The sequence below is a fragment of the Candidatus Pelagibacter sp. PS_11 genome (assembly GCF_059417975.1).
This window is the reverse complement of sequence record NZ_CM182075.1, coordinates 239622-260268: the sequence shown is the minus strand read 5'-3', so window position 1 is coordinate 260268 and position 20647 is coordinate 239622. Positions and strand designations below refer to the sequence as shown.

Below are 20647 nucleotides of genomic sequence, written 5' to 3'. Positions count from 1 at the left end.
TAAAATCGAAGAATTGTTTATAATAAAAAAAATGATCTTAGTAAATCAATTACCTGTTAATTCCTCTTAGTCTTTCAGATCTTCTTCTTAAAAGTTCTGCGCTAACAAGAATTAATGTGGACATTATAATTAAACAAGTTGCCACTGCCATTATTGTTGGGCTTAGCTGTTCCCTTAGACCAACCCACATTTGAATTGGAATAGTAGTGTTTTCAAGTCCTGCCAAGAATAACACAACGACAACTTCATCAAATGAAGTTACAAAGGCAAATAATGCACCTGAAATAACACCTGGTAAAATTAATGGTAATGTTATTTTCATAAAAGTATTAACTGGATTGCTTCCTAAACTTGCTGCAGCTCTTGTAACACTATGGTCAAACCCTGTTAATGTTGCTGTTACTGTAATAACTACAAATGGTGTACCTAAAATAATATGTGCTAAAATTATTCCTGTATGCGTTGCAGCTAAACCTACTTTTGCCATAAAGAAGAATATTGCTGTTCCTGAGATAATTAACGGCACAATCATTGGAGATATTAATAAAGCCATGAACGCTGCTTTATATGGCATATGTCTACTACTTAAACCTAGCGCTGCAACCGTTCCTAAAATTGTAGAACCAATGGTTGCAAAGAAAGCTATAAAAATACTATTCTTTGCAGCAAGTCCCCATGGATTTTTAGTTCCATAAATCATATCCTCATACCATCTTAATGAAAATGCGTCAGGGTCAAGTGCTAACATTCCTTTAGAAAAGTGAATATATTGCTCTGCATTAAATGAAAGTGGTAAGATTATAAACAGCGGCGCAATTAAAAAGAAAAATACTAATGCACAAATTGTTAAATAAGTGTAGTGCCAAACTCTATAATTCCATGATGTATAATTTGGTAATGACATAATTTATCCTAATTTAATATTATCTATTCCTACTAATTTATTATAGATCCAGTAAATAGTTAGGACACCAACCAACAGCATTGTTCCTAATGCAGCAGCAAATGACCAATCTAGGGAACTTTTCATATGATAGGCAATTGTATTACTAATCAAAGACCCACTTGCCCCTCCAACTAATGCAGGAGTTATATAATAACCTATTGCTAAAATAAAAACTAACAAGGATCCGGCACCAATTCCAGGAATTGTTAATGGAAAATATATTTTTCTAAATGCTACAAATGGTGTTCCACCCAAAGATTTTCCAGCTCTCATTAAGCTTGGAGATATTGTTTTCATCACACTGTAAAGCGGTAAAACCATAAATGGTAATAAGATTTGAGTCATTGCAACAAAAGTTCCAATTACATTATACATCAATTCTGGTCTGGCATCGTTTGCTGCAAGTCCGAGCCATACAATCAAATCATTAATTGGGCCTTGTTGTTGAAGTAAAACCATCCAACTTGAGGTTCTGACCAATAGTGATGTCCAGAATGGAAGAAGCACACATATCATCAGTAAATTACTATATTTCATGGGTAATGTAGCTAATAAGTATGAAATTGGATAAGCAAGCATGAAGCAAAATATAGTTACCCAAAAAGCAACTTTAAGAGTTCTTAGCCAAAGTATTTTATGAATTTTTCTATCTTCATCTTGTTGAACGATGTTTCTGTCTGGGTCAAGTTTTAAATCCACACCTTTTAAGTATTTAGCATATGACCATTTTGGTGCAGTATTCTTTAGAGCAACCCAGTAATCTACATCTCTCCAGATTTTATGAGTTTCCATAAACTGCTCTTTGTAGTTACTCTTTTTAAATTTCTTAATTTTTCTATTTGTTTTTTTTAATCCACTACTAAAACCAGATTTTTCATAGTTTAATCTCTGATATAATTTTCCAGCTTCTTTATTAATAGCCAATGGATAGAAATCCTTGTAAAAAGCTTCATATACATCCTCTTCTGGTAACTCTTTACCATCCCATTTCTTAAGTGCTGCAAAAGTATTTGGTAACTTACTTGTAATCATACGATCATCAACACTTCTAAATAACATATCACCTATCGGAAATACGTATGTAATTATAAGAAATAAAAATAAAGGACCTACAAGCATTAAAGCCTTTAGCTTATTTTTTTTCTCAGCTTTTTTTAAGCTTATCTCTAAAGGTATTCCGTCTGATGATAATATCTTTTCTGTACTCATATATAAAATTTTAAAAAAAAAGGGCGGTTATTATGTAACCGCCCTAGTATTTTATAACAAAAACTTAATCTATAAAACTAAATTATAGTCCAGCTTTCATTGCTTCCCATTTTTCACCAATTTCATCCTGGTTATCTGCCCAGAATTCAGGGTTCATAAGAATGTATGATTTAGTGTTCGCAGGGGCTGTTGGCATATGTGGTACCATGTTAGTCTTACCATCTTTAAACCAAGGTTCTCCTGCTTCCATGATAGCGATTGAAGATTTTCTCCAAGGAGCGTAAGCAATATACTTAGCACTTCCTGCTAAACCTTCAGTACTTGTCATTTCTCTAAGAACTTTCATAGCTTTTCCGTTAGCATCGTTAGGTCCACCTTTAACCATAGCGAAATACTCATAGTCAAGAATTTGAGAGTCCCATACTTGTACAATTGGAGTTCCTTCCATTTGTGCATTGAAGAATCTACCATTCCAACCAGTAGCCATAACAACCTCACCGTTAGCTAATAATTCTGGTGGCTGAGCTCCAGCATTCCAGAATACACATCCACCTTTTGGATCTGCACATAGTGCTTTGATTTTAGCAATTGCTTTATCAACTCCACCATCAGCTTCAAGTTTGCTGTAAATCTTATCACCACCTTTACCAGCTTTTGTACCTGCTGCCATAGCTAATTCTAAGTTAGACATTGCACCTTTGTAGATAGCTCTTTTACCAGGAAACTTTTTAGTATTAAAAAAGTCTTTTGCTGATTTTGGAGTACCTTTTACATTGTTTTTATTGTAAGCAAAGTTCCAAGAGTACAAGATGTTTCCAACTGCACATTTTGAAGGCATGCCTGTAAAGAAGTCATCAGAAGCTTTTGTTCCATCTGGAGCAGGTGCAAAGTCTTTATCGAAATCGAATTCAACAAAAATTCCTTCATCACATCCAATGATAGTATCTTTTGCATATACATCAATGATGTCCCAAGTGATTTTTCCAGCTTCTTTTTGAGCTTTAATTTCTGATAATCCACCAGTGTAGTCTACCCAATTAACAGGTATTCCTAATTTTGCTGCTGTAGGATCACCATACCCTAATTTTTGACTTTCAGTGTAAGCACCACCCCAAGACACTACAGTAACTGCAAATGCTGAAGTTGTGATAGAAAGTACAAAAGATAGAGCAAGTAATAATTTACTTATTTTTTTCATTTTCTCTCCTATTTAACGTTAACGTTTGTTATTTTATAAAGTGAAAGTAAAACAAGATAGACAAGTTTAGTCAACAGCCAATTATGGCTAATTTGCCTTTATTTTATTTAAGTTTTTTAAGGATTCTTTTAAGATTATTTTGGATCTAAAGCTCTGCAATCAATACTGTTCCAACCAATATTAAGCACATTACCTTTTTTTAAATCTAATCTTGCAGTGCTATTTGGTACTTTAAGAATGAATCCTCTATTTCCCAACAAATCAACTCTTAGTCTAGTGTGATCACCGTGATAAATTATTTCTTCAATTTTACCTTTATGGTTATTATCCATTTTATCTGTAGGATCTATAATTGCTCTTTCAGGTCTTAGTGAAACTTTAGTCTTATCCCCTTTTGCTTTAACAGCAACTGGATTTGCTAAAATTTCTGTGCCATTTTCTAATTTAACTTTACATTTGTCTCCTGAAATATCTAAAACTTGACCTGAAAATTTATTATTTTCTCCAATGAACTCAGCAACAAATGAATTAACCGGTTTTTCATACAATTCATCTGGACTTGATAGTTGCTGAACTTTACCATCATTGAAAACTGCAATACGGTTTGACATTGTTAATGCTTCAGTTTGATCGTGTGTAACATACACAACTGTTACACCAATACTTTCGTGAATATGTTTAATTTCATATTGCATACTCTCTCTTAAATTTTTATCTAAAGCTCCAAGTGGTTCATCCATAAGTACTACTTGTGGATCAAAAACTAAAGATCTCGCCACAGCAACACGCTGTTGTTGTCCACCAGATAATTGCATAGGCATTCTTGCTTCAAAACCTTGAAGGGATACCATTGATAAAGCTTTATCAATTTTTTTATCTGCTTCGTCTTTTGGAATTTTTCTCACTCTTAATGGAAAAGCTAAATTTTCATAAACTGTCATATGTGGAAATAAAGCGTAGTTTTGAAATACCATTCCAATCCCTCTTTTGTGAGGTGGAATATTTGAAATAATCTTACCATCTAAATAAATTTCTCCATGAGTTGGAGTTTCAAAACCAGCAAGCATCATTAAACAAGTTGTTTTACCAGAGCCAGAGGGTCCCAACATAGTTACAAACTCACCTTCTTCGATGTCTAGATTTAGTCCTTTAACGACAAGTACTTTGCCATCGTAGCTTTTGTCTACATTGTCAAATTTTACAAATTCTTTATTTTTAATCATATTTTTTAAATGAATTTAAAACATTTGTTTACTTGTTTATCAAGTTTTTTTATTTCAATTATTTAATGTGCAGATCTTTTGAAAAATTACAAAATAATTCACATCCTTTGTCAGTTATTCGTATTGCTTCTGATGCTTCAACTCCCCACCCCCCAAATTGCATTACAGCAATCATATGAAAAGTAACATTTGGTTCTAGAATAGTCATATCACCTTTAGATATATTAAGAGTATGCTCACCCCAATCAGGTGGATAACCAATTCCTATTGAATAACCAGTTCTAGAGGTTTTTTCTATTCCATATTTATCTAAAATTTTCCAAAAAGCTTGTGCAACATCATCTGCAGTTTGTCCAGGTTTTGCAGCATCTATTCCAGCTTGAAGTGCCTCATTAGTTTTATTCATAGTATCAATTTTCAATTGATCTGGTTTTCCAAGTAAAACTGTTCTAGCCATGGGACAATGGTACCTTTGATATACCCCTGAAAGCTCTATTATTGTAGCCTCACCCTCTACAAACTTATCTTGAGTTGCTGTTAAATGTGATGCTGAAGTACCTTTCCCTGTTGGAAGTAGCGTTGCAATACTTGAATATTCACCACCAAATTCTGGCGTTCCATAAAATAATGCTTTTTGAATTTCACCCACCGCATCACACTGCCTGACACCAGGATTTATAACGTCAATTGCTGTTTGCATTCCTTTTTGAGAAATTATTGCTGCAGATTTCATAAGTTCTATCTCTGCATTAGATTTAACAACACGAGCCCAATTAACTAATCTTTCAGAATCTTTTAACTTAACGTTTGGTAGCCCTTGTTTCATTTTTTCATAACAATAAGCTGTAAAATAGTGACTATCCATTTCTAAACCTATTGTAAGTTTATCCCATTTTCTTTCTTTTATAATTTCTACTAAATTATCAAATGGATGAAGTGGCCATGTATGAATATATTTTTCGTCATAGACTAAAATATTTTCATTTTTTAAATAAGTTTTTATATAAGCTCCACCTGAATCTTGCTTTCTTACCCAGCATAATGGCTCATCAGCATTCACATGTACAATTACAGCTTGAGCATAATAAAACGACCAAGCATCATAACCAGTTAAATAGTTCATATTGGCTGTATCACTAGAGATTAATAGTTCAATGTTTTTTTCTTGCATTGCGCTTTGAACTTTTTTTAATCTTGCTTTGTATTCTTCTTTGCTAAAATTCATATCTTAATAACTATTAGTTTTCTTTGGAAATTTTTTATTTTTAACTTCATTTTTAAATTTAATTATAGCAGTATTAATCTGTTTTGTAATATTAGAAAATTTTTTAACAAATCTAACTTTTATTGGGTTTAAACCTATTAGATCGTCAGTAACCAGAACTTGTCCGTCGCAGTGTACTGATGCACCAATACCAATTGTTGGAACTTTAACAGTTTTTGTAATTTCTTTTGCTAATGAACTTTCAACACACTCTAAAACAATTGAAAATACACCAGCTTCTTCTAAAAGTTTAGAGTCCTTTAAAATTTTATTTCTTTCTGTTAACTTTTTTCCTTTAAATTTAAAATTTGTTGCAGATTGTGGAAGAACACCAAGATGTCCCATTACTGGAATTTTATTCTTAATTAAAGTTTTAATTATTTGAACAACTTTTTTACCCCCCTCAAGCTTAATTGCATCACACTTCGTTTTAGACATTATTTTTTTTGCATTATTTAAGGCTTCTTTTGGGTTTCGGTAAGTATTATGAGGCATATCTACTACCATTAAGCTTTTTTTAACACCCATTCTTACACTTTTAGAATGTTCAATCATCATATCTAATGTCACTTTTTTTGTGGAAGAAAAACTATAAAGTACAGATCCAAGGGAGTCGCCTACTAAAACAAGATCACAGTGTCTATCTACTATTGATGCAATATTCTTAGAGTAAGCAGTAAGACTTATAATTTTGGATTTATTTTTTTTTTTAATAAAGTTTAAGATTTTTTTGTTCATTTTTACCAAACACCTTCATTTTTCATTGAGGCCCAAGGTTCTTTAATTTCTAAATTACCCTCTTGTAAAATTTCTATAGAAATATTATCAGGAGATCTGACAAATGCCATATGACCATCTCTAGGCGGTCTATTAATTGTATATCCCATATCTTGAAGTCTCTCACAAGTTTGATAAATATTTTCAACACGGTATGCTAAGTGACCAAAATTACGAGATCCATCACCTAACTTATCACCATCCCAATTGTAGGTTAGCTCTAGTTCAGCTTTTTCATCGCCAGGTGCTGCTAGAAAAATTAAGGTAAATCTGCCTTGCTCATTTTCCATTCTTCTAGTTTCAATTAAACCTAATCCCTTACAGTAGAAATCTAATGATTTTTCCACGTTTGAGATTCTGATCATGGTGTGTAAATATTTCATAATATTATGTACTCTATAGTAAAGTATTACTCTAATTCAATGGTACTAGGTGGTTTTGAAGTAACATCATAAACAACTCTGTTTATACCTCTAATATTATTAATAATTTGATTAGAAATTGATTGCATAAAACCTTTAGGAAAATCAAAAAAATCAGCAGTCATTCCATCTTCAGAGGTAATTGCTCTTAACAAACAAATATGTTCGTAAGTTCGATTATCTCCCATAACACCCACAGTTTTTACTGGTAGGAGTGCAGCATATGCTTGCCAAATTTTATCATATAACCCATGTTCTCTTAAAGCTTTTATAAAATAGAAATCAGCCTCTTTTAAAATTTTAATTTTTTCATTAGTTATAATACCAGGCATTCTAATAGCTAGACCAGGACCAGGAAATGGATGTCTAGAGATTATGTCATTAGATAAATTAAGTTCTAATCCTAATTTTCTAACTTCATCTTTAAATAAAAATTTAAGAGGTTCTACTAATTTTAATTTCATTCTTTTAGGAAGGCCCCCCACATTATGATGTGATTTTATTTTTGAAGTTTGACTACCAGTCACAGATTTACTTTCAATTAAGTCGGGATAAAGAGTGCCCTGAGCAAGAAATTTAACATTCTTAATTCTATTTGCATATCTTTCAAATATTTTAATAAATAGATTACCAATGATTTTTCGTTTTTTTTCAGGATCAGATACATTTGTTAATTTTGTAATAAATTCTTTTTCTGCATTAACATAAATCAAATTAATTTTTAATTTTTTCTTAAAAGTATTAACTACTTGTATTTCTTCATTTTTTCTTAAGAGACCGTTATTAACAAAAATACAAGTTAAATTTTTTCCAATTGCTTTGCTTAATAATTGTGCAACCACACTACTATCCACACCACCCGACAATCCACAAATTACTTTGTTGTCACCTACTTGCTCTTTAATTTCATTAATTAATTTTAATTTTTGATCTTTTGATGACCAGTTTTTTTTAATTTTACAAATAAGAAAAACAAAATTCCTTAATAAAATTTTACCTTTATTAGTGTGTGTTACTTCAGGGTGAAATTGTACACCATAAAAATTTTCTTTAATATTTTCAATAATTGTTAATTTAGAGTTTTTTGTAGAAGCTATAATTTTAAAATTTTTTGGCATTTTTGATACTTGATCAGCATGGCTCATCCAAACATCACTTCTATTATTTTTATTAAAAAAATTCTTAGTTAAAATACTATTGGAGACTTTACTTATAGTAGCCAAACCAAACTCTCTATGTTTTGATTTTTTAACTTTGCCACCTAATAGTTTTGACAATATCTGATGTCCAAAACATATGCCTAGGATTGGAATTCCAAGTTTCAATATCCTCTTATCAAATTTAAATTTATCATTTTCGTAAACATTAAGAGGACCACCAGACAGTATTATTCCAGCAATATTATCTTTTGCAATTTGAGCTATTTTTATTTTTTTATGACTTACAATTTCTGAAAAAACTCCTAATTCCCTTACTCTTCTTGCAATTAATTGTGTAAATTGAGAACCAAAATCGATTATTAAGATTTTACTTAAATTATTACTAAGACTCATTTTTAGGTTCCAAATTCTTTAAGGATTCTAAAATAGAATTTTTCTTATCACACAATTTATTGCAAATTTTTGAAAAATTATCTGCTAGTTCTTTTACTTTGGAATAATTAGATCTTTTTAACTCTATTTCTATAAGCATGTAGTTTGCTTCTTCATTTTTTGGATCAAGTAATAACACTGTATCTATATTTTTCTGTTCTTCTCTTTTGTTCTCTTCAAAATTATAAATTTTTGCTAAATACAAATATGAATCTTTGTCCTTAGGGTTAAAAACAATACTTCTCTGAAACAAGAATTTAGATTCTTCATATTTTTGTTCATCGTATTTATTTTTTCCTTCTTCAAAAAAGTTATTTTCTGCAAAAGAAGAGCTTCCAAAATTTAAAATTAAAAATAGGACAATTATTAATTTATTTATTGTTCTCATTAATACTTGCTCTCATTTTTAACTTGATCAACATTATGAACCATACTTTCATAAAAACCAGCCTTAGTTATTTTTACAAAATTCGGTTTATTTTTAAGGTTTGGTACTTTTTTAGCACCAAGATATCCCATAGATGATTTTAATCCTCCAATTAATTTATAAATTATACTTTTAACATCACCTTTATATTTCACAAAACCTTCTACTCCTTCTGGAACATATTTAGATATATCTTTTTGTTTGGTTTGAAAATATCTATCAGCTGATCCTTTATTCATCGCCCCAACTGATCCCATTCCTCTAAAACTTTTAAATAACTTACCATTTTTTTTAATTAATTTTCCAGGTGTTTCTAAGCTTCCTGCAAACAAAGAACCAATCATTATAGCATCGGCACCTGCTGACAATGCTTTAGCTAAATCCCCTGAATATTTAATTCCACCATCTGAAATTATTTTTACTTTATTATTTTTAACACCTTTTTTAACTGCAAGGATCGCACTTAATTGCGGTACACCAATACCTGCAACTAGCCTAGTTGTACAAATTGATCCTGGCCCTATTCCAACTTTAATAATATCTACTCCTAATTTTATTAGAAATTTTGCTGCTTCAGTTGTTGCAATATTTCCAGCACATAGAGTTGTTTTGTTTGTTTTTAATTTTTTTATAGCTTTAATGATTTCAGCTACTTTTTTGCTATGTCCATGAGCTGTATCCACAACAATTAAATCAACTTTTTCTTTTAAAATTGCTTTTGCTCTTTTAAGTTCTAATGGACCAGCTCCAACTGCCGCACCAACTAATAAGTTTAATCTTTTAACCTTTTTAATTTCTTCAACTTGTTTTTTAATATCCAAATTTCTGTGAATTACACCAATGCCTCCAGCTTTAGCTATTGCTATTGCCATTTTGCTCTCCGTAACTGTATCCATTGCAGAGGATAATAAAGGTATTTTTAATGTTAAATTAGATGATAATTTAGTGCTGGTATCAACTTCAGAAGGTAAAACTTCTGAGTATTTTGGTGCCATTGTAACATCGTCAAAAGTGAGAGCTTCTTTTATAGGATCCATAATCATTTATATATGATTCCCCTCAAAAAAAAAGTCCCTATCTTAAGATTTTACAAATAATAAAACTTTCCTTAGATTCTTTTCTGCTAGACTTGGGTTTAAACACCTTCACTTCTTTAAATAATTTTTTACCCAAAGCAACAATTTCGTTAAATGATGAGCCTAGAAAAATCTTAGAGACAAATCGTCCTTCTTTAACCAACATTTCTTTGGAAAAATTCATAGCCTCCATTGCAAGTTCGCCAGTATAAATTGCATCTATATCTTTTATACCCGTTGTATTTACAGCCATATCAGAGACAACAACATCAACTTTTGATTTGAATAAAGCTTTTATTTTTTCTTGAGATTCTAAATCAGTAAAATCACCTTTGATTTGGATTGTATTCTCAATTTCTTCCATACCTTTTAAGTCAATTGAAACTAATCTTCCACTTTTTACTGTTCTTGAAATGTATTGAGACCAGCTACCAGGTGATGCCCCTAAATCGATTACAGATATTCCATTTTTAAATATCTTAAATTTTTCATCTATTTCTATTAATTTATATGCTGATCTGGCTCGATACCCGTCTACCTGAGATTGTCTAACATAAATATCTCTTTTTTGTTTATTAATCCAGTTTTTAGAAATTCTATTTTTTTTCAATTAATGACCAAACCTTAAGCTTTTTGATAAAATTTTACCCTCTAAAGTTTTTATGTCTATCTTTACTTCTTTATGTAATCTCATGTCTTTATCTCCATCCCAAATCCCAGATGCAAGATGTATTATACCCAATTTATGATTGGGTAGGTAAGGCTCCACAAAGCTTTTTTCTTTTTCATTAAATTTTGGTAAAAGATTACTAACTAACCAGTTGCAATTATGAGGTAAGAACTCTGTTTCTAAATCGTCAATATAAACTGACATGTTAATAGCCAATTGTTCTGAACCAAAAATATTTCCAGCTTTAAGTGTTTGTTCTAAATTTTTTTGCCAAGTCGTCCAGCCAACTGAATTTTTTTCTAAAGAAAAAACACCAATATTAATATGTGGTGCAAAAGCAAGCTTCCGCGCTTTATCTATTCCAATTTTTGACTTTATTGCATGTTTAAAATTTTGAGATTTAATTATTGCTAATTGTCCAAATATCCATTTAACTTTAGACATTATTTTATATCCTGGTGTAAAGGTTTGAGTAATTCCTAATTTTCCATTTTCACAGGCCTTAAAATAAAGCTCTATTGAATTCCAATCTCCTACCCAAGCGTCACAATCTATCCATAAGAATTTTTCATAACTAGGAAAATATTTTGGTAAGAAAGCCCTAGAAACTTGACTCTTTAGCCATTCTCTTCCTTTTACTTTAAATGCTGGAACATCAATATCCCATTCGGCTGATTTAATTTCGTCTACTTTTTTAGACAATATATCTCTTTGTTGATCGGATAAACCTGCATCTAAAATGCAAATTGCTGTATCTTTGCTTTGTTCAAAACTTTTAATAGAATCGACCAATTCATTAAGTAATTCAAAGTAATTTGAGTCTGCCAGAGATACAATTACATTTTTTTTCATCTATAGAATATCTTCAAGGTCTTCTTTAGTGTCACTTTCACCATTTAAAAATTTCTGTTTATTAATTTTTTGATAACTAAAATATCCAACTGGAATTAAGCAAATATAGATTAATCCACAAATGACCAAAACTTTAAATGTGTATATTAATAAAAGTCCAAAAAATAAAACAACACCAAACAATGCAAAAATTGTCAAATGACGAGGAATAGAAATTTTTTTAAATGCAAATGTAGGTACTTTACTGATCAATAAAAATGATATCAAAATAAACAGTATTGGTACTACTATATCGTAATTAATTTTGATTAAATTTATCTCGCTTAGACTTAATATTAAAGGCATCAATACCAAAATTCCACCTGCAGGTGACGGCACACCCTCAAAGTAATTGTCTTTCCATGATGGTTCAGAGTTTGAACTTACATTAAATCTTGCAAGTCTAAGGGCAACACAAACTACAAAAATCATTGTGAGTAACCAGCCAAATTTACCTAAATTATTTAAAGACCAAAAATACATTATAAAAGCAGGAGCCACTCCAAAGCTAATTAAATCCGCCAATGAGTCTAATTCTTTTCCAACTAAAGAAGTTCCTTTTAACATTCTTGCAACTCTGCCATCTAATGCATCAAAAATTGCGGCAAAAATAATAGCTATAATGGATAATTCAAACTTTTCATCTAATGCAAATTTAATGGAACTTAATCCAATACACACATTTATTAATGTCAGTGCATTAGGCAAAAGCATTCTAGCTTTTTTATCTGATACTATTTTAAAATTATTTTTTGGTTGTTCCATAAGCTACTTTTTAGCTAATAGTGTTTCACCAGCAATTGTTTTTTGTCCAACTTTAACTAACGATTCATAATTCTCAAAATAAACGTCAGCTCTACTTCCAAATCTAATCATACCAATTCTTTCACCTTGTTGTAATTGTTGATCCTTTGAAGATTCGCAAACAATTCTTCTGGCAATTAAACCGGCGATTTGAACAACTATTATTTCTTCGCCATGAGTATTTGTTATCTTGTAATAGTTTCTTTCATTGTCTTCACTTGCTTTATCAAGTGATGCATTTAAAAATTTTCCAGGCTTATAAAGTATTTCTGAAATTTTACCTTCACAAGGAGTTCGATTTACGTGACAGTCAAATACGTTCATAAAGATACTAATCTTAGTAAATTTTTTATCTTCTAAACCTAATTCTTTTGGACCATCTACTTCATGGACCATCAAAACTTCACCGTCAGCAGGACTGGTTAGATAGTTTTCATCATTTATTGAAATTCGCTCTGGATCTCTAAAAAAATAATAAACCCATATCGATAACACTAGACCAATTAATCCTAGAAAAGTGCTCAGGACATATAAAAATATTGTTACAATGATAGCTATCGCTAAAAATTTGTAACCTTCAGAATGAATTTTTGGGAAAATTTTCTCTAACATAAGCTTCTATTTGATAATTTTTTATTAATATGTATATAAAGCACTAAATTACAATTACTAATATATATTATTCATTTATGGCTAAAATAAAGGTTAAAAATCCAGTTGTTGAACTAGACGGTGATGAGATGACTAGAGTCATTTGGGAATTCATCAAAAGTAAACTGATTTTGCCTTATTTAGATTTGGATATTAAATACTACGATCTTGGTATGAAAAGTCGTGACGATACCGATGATCAAATAACAATAGATTCTGCTAACGCAATTAAAGAACATAGTGTTGGTATAAAATGTGCAACAATTACTCCGGATGAAGCACGAGTTGAAGAGTTTAAATTAAAAAAAATGTGGAGATCTCCAAACGGAACGATACGAAATATTCTTGGAGGTACAGTTTTTAGAGAGCCTATAATTTGTAAAAATATTCCAAAACTTGTTCCAACTTGGACAGATCCTTTAATTATTGGAAGACATGCTTTTGGCGATCAATATAGAGCAACAGATTTTAAAGTACCTGGTAAAGGTAAAATGGAAATAAAATGGACTGCAGAAGATGGCAGTGATGAAATTAAATATGAGGTCTTTAACTTTCCTGGACCAGGAATTGCTTTATCGATGTACAATTTAGATAAATCTATAGAAGATTTTGCAAGATCTTGCTTTAACTATGGAATAATTAAAAAATGGCCTGTTTATCTTTCTACAAAAAATACTATTTTAAAAATTTATGATGGTAGGTTCAAAGATATCTTCCAAGATATTTTTGATAAAGAGTTTAAATCTGATTTTGATAAACTTAACATTACTTATGAGCATAGACTAATTGATGACATGGTTGCTTGTGCTATGAAATGGAGTGGTAAATATATTTGGGCTTGTAAGAATTATGATGGAGATGTTCAATCTGATACTGTGGCTCAAGGTTATGGATCATTAGGGCTAATGACAAGTGTTCTTCTTGCACCAGATGGAAAAACTATGGAAGCAGAAGCGGCTCACGGAACTGTAACTAGACACTACAGAATGCATCAAGAAGGTAAAGAGACTTCTACAAATCCAATTGCTTCAATTTTTGCTTGGACTAGAGGTTTGGCACATAGAGGAAAATTAGATGGTAATGAAGATTTGATTAAATTTTCAACTACATTAGAAAAAGTTTGTATTGATTGTGTTGAAAATGGATCAATGACAAAAGATTTGGCAATTTTAATTGGGCCCTCAAGTAATTATCTAACGACTAATCAATTTTTAGATGAGTTAGATGGTCAGCTTAAGAAAAAGCTTAATTAATTAATTTTTTAATATTTTCAAAAGACTCTTCAATTTTATTGGGCAATGTTCCACCAGCTTGTGCGAAATCAGTTCTTCCACCTCCACCTTTTCCACCAATAATCTCTGAGCCTGCCTTAACAATTTTTACAGCATCAAACTTGCCTACTAATGTTTTAGTAACACCTACAGCTAATCCAACTTTATTATCATTGATTGCATAAATTATAACTAATCCTTCACCAATTTCTTTTTTGCCTTCATCAATTAGTTTACGTAAATCTTTAAATGGTAAATCTATAATATTTTGAAATCTAACTTTAAATCCATTAATAGTTTGATCATTGATTTTATTTTTTTCTTTATCTTTTAATATTGAGATAACTGAAAGTTGATCAAATTGTTTATTAAGGTCTTTTATTAAAGTTACTTGATCCTTGTTTTGAAGATTAGGTTTTCCTCCTAATTTAATAATCTTTGTCTCTAATTCTTTTATAACTGCCTCATTTTTTTGATCCGACAAATTGGATTGGTTTTCTTTTTCTTTTAAAAAATCAGTTAACTGCACATCTCTTAATGCTTCAACTCTTCTTACGCCTGCAGCAATAGATGATTGGCTAATAATCTTAAATTTTCCAATATCAGCGGTGTTTACAACGTGAGTTCCTCCACATAATTCAGTTGAGAAAAATTTACCTTCTTCATCTCCCATAGACAAAACTCTAACTTCATCACCATATTTTTCTCCAAATAAAGCTAAGGCACCATTTTCAACAGCTTCTTTTGGTGTCATTATTCTTGTTTTCACCTCTGACTTTTTTTCAATTATTGAGTTTACATAATGTTCAATTTTTCTAATCTCTTCGTCTGAAATAGGTTTCATATGACTAAAATCAAATCTTAATCGATCAGATTGAACTAAAGATCCTTTTTGGGTTACATGCTCACCCAAAACTCTTCTTAATGCTTCGTGCAACAAATGAGTGGCAGAATGGTAAGCTCTAATATTGTTTCTTCTCTGTGTATCTATTTTTAATTCAACACTGTCTTTTAGTTTAACTGAACCTTTTTTAACTTTTCCATAATGAACAAATAAATCCCCTAATTTTTTTTGAACATCAGACACTTCAAATTCAAAAGCCTCTTTAGAGATTATTCCAATATCTGCAACTTGTCCTCCTGACTCTCCATAAAAAGGTGTTTGATTTGTTATTATAATGCCTTCATCGTTTTCTTGTAGATCTTGAACCTCTTTATTATTTTTAAGAATTAAAGTGACTACACCTTCTGCTTTATCTGTAGAATATCCTAAAAAATCAGTTGCCCCTAAACGATCTTTTATATCAAACCAAATTTGATCTACCGAACTATCCCCTGATCCTTTCCAATTTTTTTTTGCTAATTCTTTGCTTTCTTTCATTAATAAATCAAACTTCTCCCCATCGACAGTCATTGATTTATTTTTCAAAATATCTTCTGTTAAATCTAATGGAAAACCAAATGTATCATAAAGCTTAAATGCCACTTCACCAGGTAATGTCTTTTCTACTTTCTCTAGCTCTTCATTTAATATTTTTATCCCTCTATCTAATAAAACCAAAAACTTTTCTTCTTCTGTTTTTAATGTTTCTTTTATTAAAGATTGTGCTCTTTCAAGTTCTGGATAATTGTTAGACATTTCTTCTAGAAGCGTTTTAAAAATATTATAGAAGACTGGTTTTTTAGAGCCTAGTAAATGTGAGTGTCTCATTCCACGTCTCATAATCCTTCTAAGCACATAACCTCTACCTTCATTAGAAGGTAGAACTCCTTCTGCTAATAAAAATGAACTTGCTCGTAAATGATCTGCTATTACTCTAAAACTTGATTGATTATCATCAGTTACCTTAACGTTTAATGTGTCAGATGCAGATAGTATTAGTTTTTTAAAATGATCTGTTTCGTAGTTATCGTGTGTTCCCTGTAATAGTGCTGCTATTCTCTCAAGACCCATACCCGTATCCACAGATGGTTTTGGTAAATTTATTCTCTTATCTTTTGAAATTTGCTCATATTGCATGAATACTAAATTCCATATTTCTATAAACCTATTGCCATCTTCGTTTTTAGTGCCAGGTAAACCACCCTCTAGATGGTCACCGTGATCATAAAATATTTCAGAACATGGTCCACAAGGCCCTGTGTCACCCATAGACCAAAAGTTATCTGACGTTGCTATCTTGATTATTCTATCATCACTAAAACCAGCTATTTTCTTCCAAAAGTTAAATGCTTCTTCATCGTCATGATAAACTGTTACATAGAGGCGATTTTTATCAATTCCGAACTCTTTATTTATTAAATTCCATGCGTAACTAATTGCTTCTTCTTTAAAATAATCTCCAAATGAAAAATTTCCAAGCATTTCAAAAAATGTATGGTGTCTTGGTGTATAGCCTACATTTTCAAGGTCGTTATGCTTACCACCTGCCCTTACACATTTTTGGGAAGTTGTTGCTCTTACATAGTCTCTTTTTTCTAATCCGGTGAATACATTTTTAAATTGTACCATTCCTGAATTTGCAAACATTAATGTTGGATCATTATTTGGAACTAAATTACTAGACTCAACAATCTTGTGATCATTTTTTTCAAAATAATCTAAAAAAGTTGTTCTGATTTGATTTAGCGTTATGTCGGCCATATAATTAAAATACAGCTTTTTTATTTGATGTCTAGATAAGTGTAGGGAAAAAAGGCGCTTAAATTAAGCGCCTTTTAATAATTAAAGATGACTTTAACTAATTCTTTTTAGATGGAGGTGTTACTTCTTCTTTCATTTCCACTTTAGGATCTTCTATTTGATCTTTTGCTGCTTTTTCAGGATCAAGTGGATTACCTTCAATTTTTTTTGCTATCACTCCAGCTTTTTCTCTAATTGCCATTTCAATTTCTGCAGCAATTTGAGGATTTTGCTCTAAATAAGTTTTAGCATTTTCTCTTCCTTGGCCAATTTTTTCACCTTTATAAGCATACCAGGCTCCAGCTTTTTCAACAATGTCAGCTTTTGCACCAAGGTCAACTAATTCACCTACTTTACTAATACCTTTGCCGTACATTAGGTCAAATTCAACAACTTTAAATGGTGGTGCTACTTTATTTTTAACCACTTTAACTCTTGTTGAGTTACCAATAATTTCATCTCCATTTTTAATGGCACCAATTCTTCTAATGTCCATTCTAACAGATGAATAAAACTTAAGTGCATTTCCACCAGATGTAGTCTCTGGACTTCCAAACATAACTCCAATTTTCATTCTAATTTGGTTAATAAAAATCATCATTGTGTTCGTGCTTGAGATTGAACCTGTTAGTTTTCTTAAAGCTTGACTCATTAATCTTGATTGAAGTCCTACATGGTGATCTCCCATTTCTCCTTCAATTTCAGCTCTAGGTGTTAGTGCTGCAACAGAGTCAATTACGATAACAGAAATCGATCCTGATTTAACTAAAGTATCAGCTATTTCTAAAGCTTGTTCGCCAGTATCAGGTTGTGAAATTAATAATTCTTCAGTATCTACACCAAGTTTTTTTGCATAAATTGGATCTAAGGCATGCTCTGCATCTATAAACGCACAAATTCCTCCAGCTTTTTGGGCTTCTGCTAATACTTGCAATGCTAAAGTTGTTTTACCAGATGATTCTGGTCCATAGACTTCAATAACTCTTCCTTTTGGTAAGCCTCCTATTCCAAGCGCTACATCTAAACTTAATGATCCTGTTGAAATAGACTCGACGTCCATTGCTCTTCTTTGGCCAAGTTTCATTACCGATCCTTTTCCAAAATTATCGATAATTTGGCTCATTGCCGCGTCCAAAGCTTTGTTTTTTTCGTTGCCTTCTGATTGTTGCGCTTTTGTAGATTTAACTACTTTTAGGTTGTTTTTAGTCATTTTATGCCTTTTTTATTAAATAATTAGTGTTCGAATCGTCTCTTAAATGTACACATTTTGTTCTTATTTTCAATAGTTATTTTTTTTATAATAAAATGGCTTAATTACTGTATTTTTAAGTAATTACTATTCAACAAACCAATGGCTTGAAGAAGTTTAAATTGTGAAAGTAAATAATTTCTTTCAGAGTTTGCTAGGCTTATTTTTGAGTTTAATAAAATTGAGTTTGATTGAATAACATCAAGTGTAGATCTTCCAAGACCTGTTTCATATTCAACTGTTATTCCTTCGTTTGCCGTTTCTGCAGCTTTAACTTGCGCAGTAACTGAATTCAATAAACTTTTTGATACTTGAAAGCTTGACCATGCACTTGCAATATTTGCATCATTTGTTTTTAAGGTATTATCTAATAATAATTTTTTTCTATTTTTCAAATTTTTACTTTTATTTAATGAGGCAGTATTTTTTCCACCATTAAAAATTGGCCATGAAATAGTTGCTTTTAATATTTCTTTATCACGCTCTCCAATACTTGAGCTTACGTTGTCTGATTTTGAACTATTAAAGGATAAAGATGCAGACGGTGATAGATCAGATCTGGCTATAGTTACATCTTGTTCAGATTGTTCATACTCTAACCTTGAAATAATTAAATTTGGATTAGTTGTTTTTGAAATTTCAATTGCTTCATTTAAATCTTTTGGTAATTCAAAAGTTAAATCTGAATTCTTGCTCAAAGTATTAGTATTTACAATTGGGCCTATAATTTTTTCATAGGTTAGCTTAGCTGTAATTGTTTCATTTTTTGCTTGTAAAAATTGTGCTTGTGCACCTGCAAGTGAAGACTCGGATTGTGCTAAATCAGATATAGTAATTTGACCTCTTTCTAATCTTGCTTGATTGGTCTCAACTTGTCTCTTTAGCAGGTTAACGTTATCTTGATTAATCTTAAGTTTTTCATCAGAAAAAACTAAACCTGAGTAAGCTTCAATAGCTTGGTACAAAATCTCTTGTTCAGTTTTTAAAAGTTTTGCCTCAGCTAAAGTTAATCCAATTTTACTTTTTTCCATGCTGGCTATACCTGCAAATCCTTGGAATAATTTTTGCTCAATATCTATTGATTGAGTTTTTGGATCGACATCAGTAAAAGATGAATTAGCACCTGTTCCATCAGTTAACTTTTCTGTATTTTCTTGGCTCTTAGAACCTGACAGTGTCACACTTGGTAAAAACTCACTTCTTGATATTTTTACATCTTCTCTAGAAACTTGAATATTTTCACGTTCTGCGTTTAATACTGGGTTTTCATTATACGCTTGAAACAATGCTTTTGATAAAGGTACTGAAAAAGCTTTTCCATTAAAAAGAATAATGGCTAAGAATATTAATATTATTTTTTTCATTATTTTTTAAACTTTATTTTTTCAATCTGATGATTGCTATTTAAATTCATTATAACTGATGAGCTTTTTATCGCATCTTTAAACATTTGTTGAGTAATTCTTTGATAAGTCTGCATAAAGTTTATCACATCTCCACTGCTCATAATCTTTAGATTTTTCTTGTTTTTTGTTTGAACCCAGAGCTTTCGCTCCTGTTTTAATCTCCATTCTCTCAATAAGCTAAAGTTTTTAGCCTTTAGATACAGTAATCCATCTAATTGTTTGAATAAGGTTTTGTATTTAGTTTTTAATTGATTGTTAACATGGGTTCTCCATTTAGTTCCTTGATCATAAACTTTTTCAAGTGAGTTAATTGGTTTTTTAAGCTGGCTACTTGATTGGGCTCTTGCTCCAACACACCAACCTTCAAAAATGACCACATCAGGCTTTGTTTTGATTTTATACCATAAGCTCTTTTGGCACCTATCATCTATTGCTTTATTAAATGTTGGAATTTGTAAACTTTTAAAGTTTTTATCTTTAATCTGTTTAAAAAAATTTAACATTAAGTCTACATCGTGAGTTCCTGGTACTCCTCTTGTCATTAATAAAGGGTGTTTATTTTTAGACAATAATGTTCTGTCTTTTCTTGTTTTATAAAAATCATCGATAGAAACTTTAAAAACATTTAACTTAAAATATTTTTTTAAAATTAAAGTTAAAATTGATGAGATAGTTGTTTTGCCTGACCCTTGTCCTCCAGCCAAACCTATCATTAATGGTTTTTTTTTATTAATCTTTTTTGCTATCCAAAAACTAACAGGTATTAAAAAAGATTTGATCATCTTATCTTTATTTTTAAATTTATCCTTCTTAGTTTCTTGAGAAGAGATAAATTTAAAACAATCTTTTTTTACTTTTTTAAAACAATCATTAACTGCTTGCATAAAA

19 protein-coding genes are annotated in these 20647 nt (G+C 30.8%); 1 reads left to right on the top strand and 18 read right to left on the bottom strand.

Annotated features, from left to right (window positions below):
• Window positions 1-49 precede the first annotated feature (49 nt).
• The 14 genes from AC5SLT_RS01385 to AC5SLT_RS01320 form a co-directional block, all read right to left on the bottom strand.
• Entirely contained in the window at window positions 50-904 is an 855-nt protein-coding gene (locus tag AC5SLT_RS01385; protein ID WP_271486547.1) for an ABC transporter permease, read from the bottom strand.
• Between the two features lie 3 nt (window positions 905-907).
• Window positions 908-2155, bottom strand: a complete 1248-nt coding sequence (locus AC5SLT_RS01380) for an ABC transporter permease (RefSeq protein WP_494592182.1) — start codon at window positions 2153-2155, stop codon at window positions 908-910.
• An 82-nt stretch (window positions 2156-2237) separates the two neighbouring features.
• Entirely contained in the window at window positions 2238-3353 is a 1116-nt protein-coding gene (locus AC5SLT_RS01375) for an extracellular solute-binding protein (protein WP_494592180.1), read from the bottom strand.
• Window positions 3354-3487: 134 nt separating this feature from the next.
• A complete protein-coding gene (locus AC5SLT_RS01370) occupies window positions 3488-4576 on the bottom strand; it encodes an ABC transporter ATP-binding protein (RefSeq protein WP_494578395.1) in 1089 nt (362 codons plus the stop codon).
• Between the two features lie 58 nt (window positions 4577-4634).
• The gene (locus tag AC5SLT_RS01365; RefSeq protein ID WP_271766612.1) at window positions 4635-5801 is read right to left on the bottom strand and encodes a M24 family metallopeptidase; all 1167 of its coding nucleotides are present in this window, start codon (window positions 5799-5801) and stop codon (window positions 4635-4637) included.
• A 3-nt stretch (window positions 5802-5804) separates the two neighbouring features.
• Complete coding sequence (gene panB / locus AC5SLT_RS01360) at window positions 5805-6578, bottom strand: 3-methyl-2-oxobutanoate hydroxymethyltransferase (RefSeq protein WP_494577089.1); 774 nt, start codon at window positions 6576-6578, stop codon at window positions 5805-5807.
• Window positions 6579-6580: 2 nt separating this feature from the next.
• The gene (locus AC5SLT_RS01355; protein WP_278386540.1) at window positions 6581-7000 is read right to left on the bottom strand and encodes a VOC family protein; all 420 of its coding nucleotides are present in this window, start codon (window positions 6998-7000) and stop codon (window positions 6581-6583) included.
• Window positions 7001-7026: 26 nt separating this feature from the next.
• The gene (gene guaA / locus AC5SLT_RS01350) at window positions 7027-8592 is read right to left on the bottom strand and encodes a glutamine-hydrolyzing GMP synthase (protein ID WP_494592178.1); all 1566 of its coding nucleotides are present in this window, start codon (window positions 8590-8592) and stop codon (window positions 7027-7029) included.
• Window positions 8582-9019: a tetratricopeptide repeat protein gene (locus AC5SLT_RS01345; protein WP_494577087.1), complete on the bottom strand. Its 438-nt coding sequence runs from the start codon at window positions 9017-9019 to the stop codon at window positions 8582-8584. The genes guaA and AC5SLT_RS01345 overlap by 11 nt, the downstream gene beginning before the upstream one ends.
• Window positions 9019-10095, bottom strand: a complete 1077-nt coding sequence (gene guaB, locus AC5SLT_RS01340; RefSeq protein WP_494592176.1) for an IMP dehydrogenase — start codon at window positions 10093-10095, stop codon at window positions 9019-9021. Before guaB ends, AC5SLT_RS01345 begins: the two co-directional genes overlap by 1 nt.
• Window positions 10096-10132: 37 nt before the next feature.
• Window positions 10133-10744, bottom strand: a complete 612-nt coding sequence (locus tag AC5SLT_RS01335) for an RlmE family RNA methyltransferase (protein WP_006997257.1) — start codon at window positions 10742-10744, stop codon at window positions 10133-10135.
• Window positions 10745-11656, bottom strand: coding sequence for a glycosyltransferase (locus tag AC5SLT_RS01330; protein WP_494592175.1), 912 nt, complete (start codon window positions 11654-11656; stop codon window positions 10745-10747).
• Window positions 11657-12460, bottom strand: a complete 804-nt coding sequence (pssA, locus tag AC5SLT_RS01325) for a CDP-diacylglycerol--serine O-phosphatidyltransferase (RefSeq protein WP_494592173.1) — start codon at window positions 12458-12460, stop codon at window positions 11657-11659. It lies immediately after the preceding gene.
• A gap of 3 nt (window positions 12461-12463) precedes the next feature.
• Window positions 12464-13111 (bottom strand): phosphatidylserine decarboxylase, encoded by a 648-nt coding sequence (locus AC5SLT_RS01320; protein WP_494592171.1) that lies wholly within the window; start codon window positions 13109-13111, stop codon window positions 12464-12466.
• A gap of 77 nt (window positions 13112-13188) precedes the next feature.
• On the opposite strand from AC5SLT_RS01320, the gene AC5SLT_RS01315 reads away from it, so the two are divergent.
• Window positions 13189-14403 carry an NADP-dependent isocitrate dehydrogenase gene (locus AC5SLT_RS01315; RefSeq protein ID WP_006997261.1) on the top strand — a complete coding sequence of 405 codons (1215 nt, stop codon included), beginning with the start codon at window positions 13189-13191 and terminating at the stop codon, window positions 14401-14403.
• Here the strand turns inward: AC5SLT_RS01315 and alaS are convergent.
• From alaS to AC5SLT_RS01295, 4 genes are all read right to left on the bottom strand, one after another.
• Window positions 14396-17065, bottom strand: coding sequence for an alanine--tRNA ligase (gene alaS / locus AC5SLT_RS01310; protein WP_494592170.1), 2670 nt, complete (start codon window positions 17063-17065; stop codon window positions 14396-14398). The genes AC5SLT_RS01315 and alaS overlap by 8 nt on opposite strands.
• A gap of 97 nt (window positions 17066-17162) precedes the next feature.
• Window positions 17163-18314 carry a recombinase RecA gene (gene recA / locus AC5SLT_RS01305; protein WP_494592168.1) on the bottom strand — a complete coding sequence of 384 codons (1152 nt, stop codon included), beginning with the start codon at window positions 18312-18314 and terminating at the stop codon, window positions 17163-17165.
• 104 nt (window positions 18315-18418) lie between these two features.
• Window positions 18419-19717 (bottom strand): TolC family outer membrane protein, encoded by a 1299-nt coding sequence (locus tag AC5SLT_RS01300; RefSeq protein ID WP_494592166.1) that lies wholly within the window; start codon window positions 19715-19717, stop codon window positions 18419-18421.
• On the bottom strand, window positions 19717-20643 hold the full coding sequence (locus tag AC5SLT_RS01295; protein WP_494577079.1) for a uridine kinase: 927 nt from the start codon (window positions 20641-20643) through the stop codon (window positions 19717-19719). The genes AC5SLT_RS01300 and AC5SLT_RS01295 overlap by 1 nt, the downstream gene beginning before the upstream one ends.
• Between the last annotated feature and the right edge of the window lie 4 nt (window positions 20644-20647).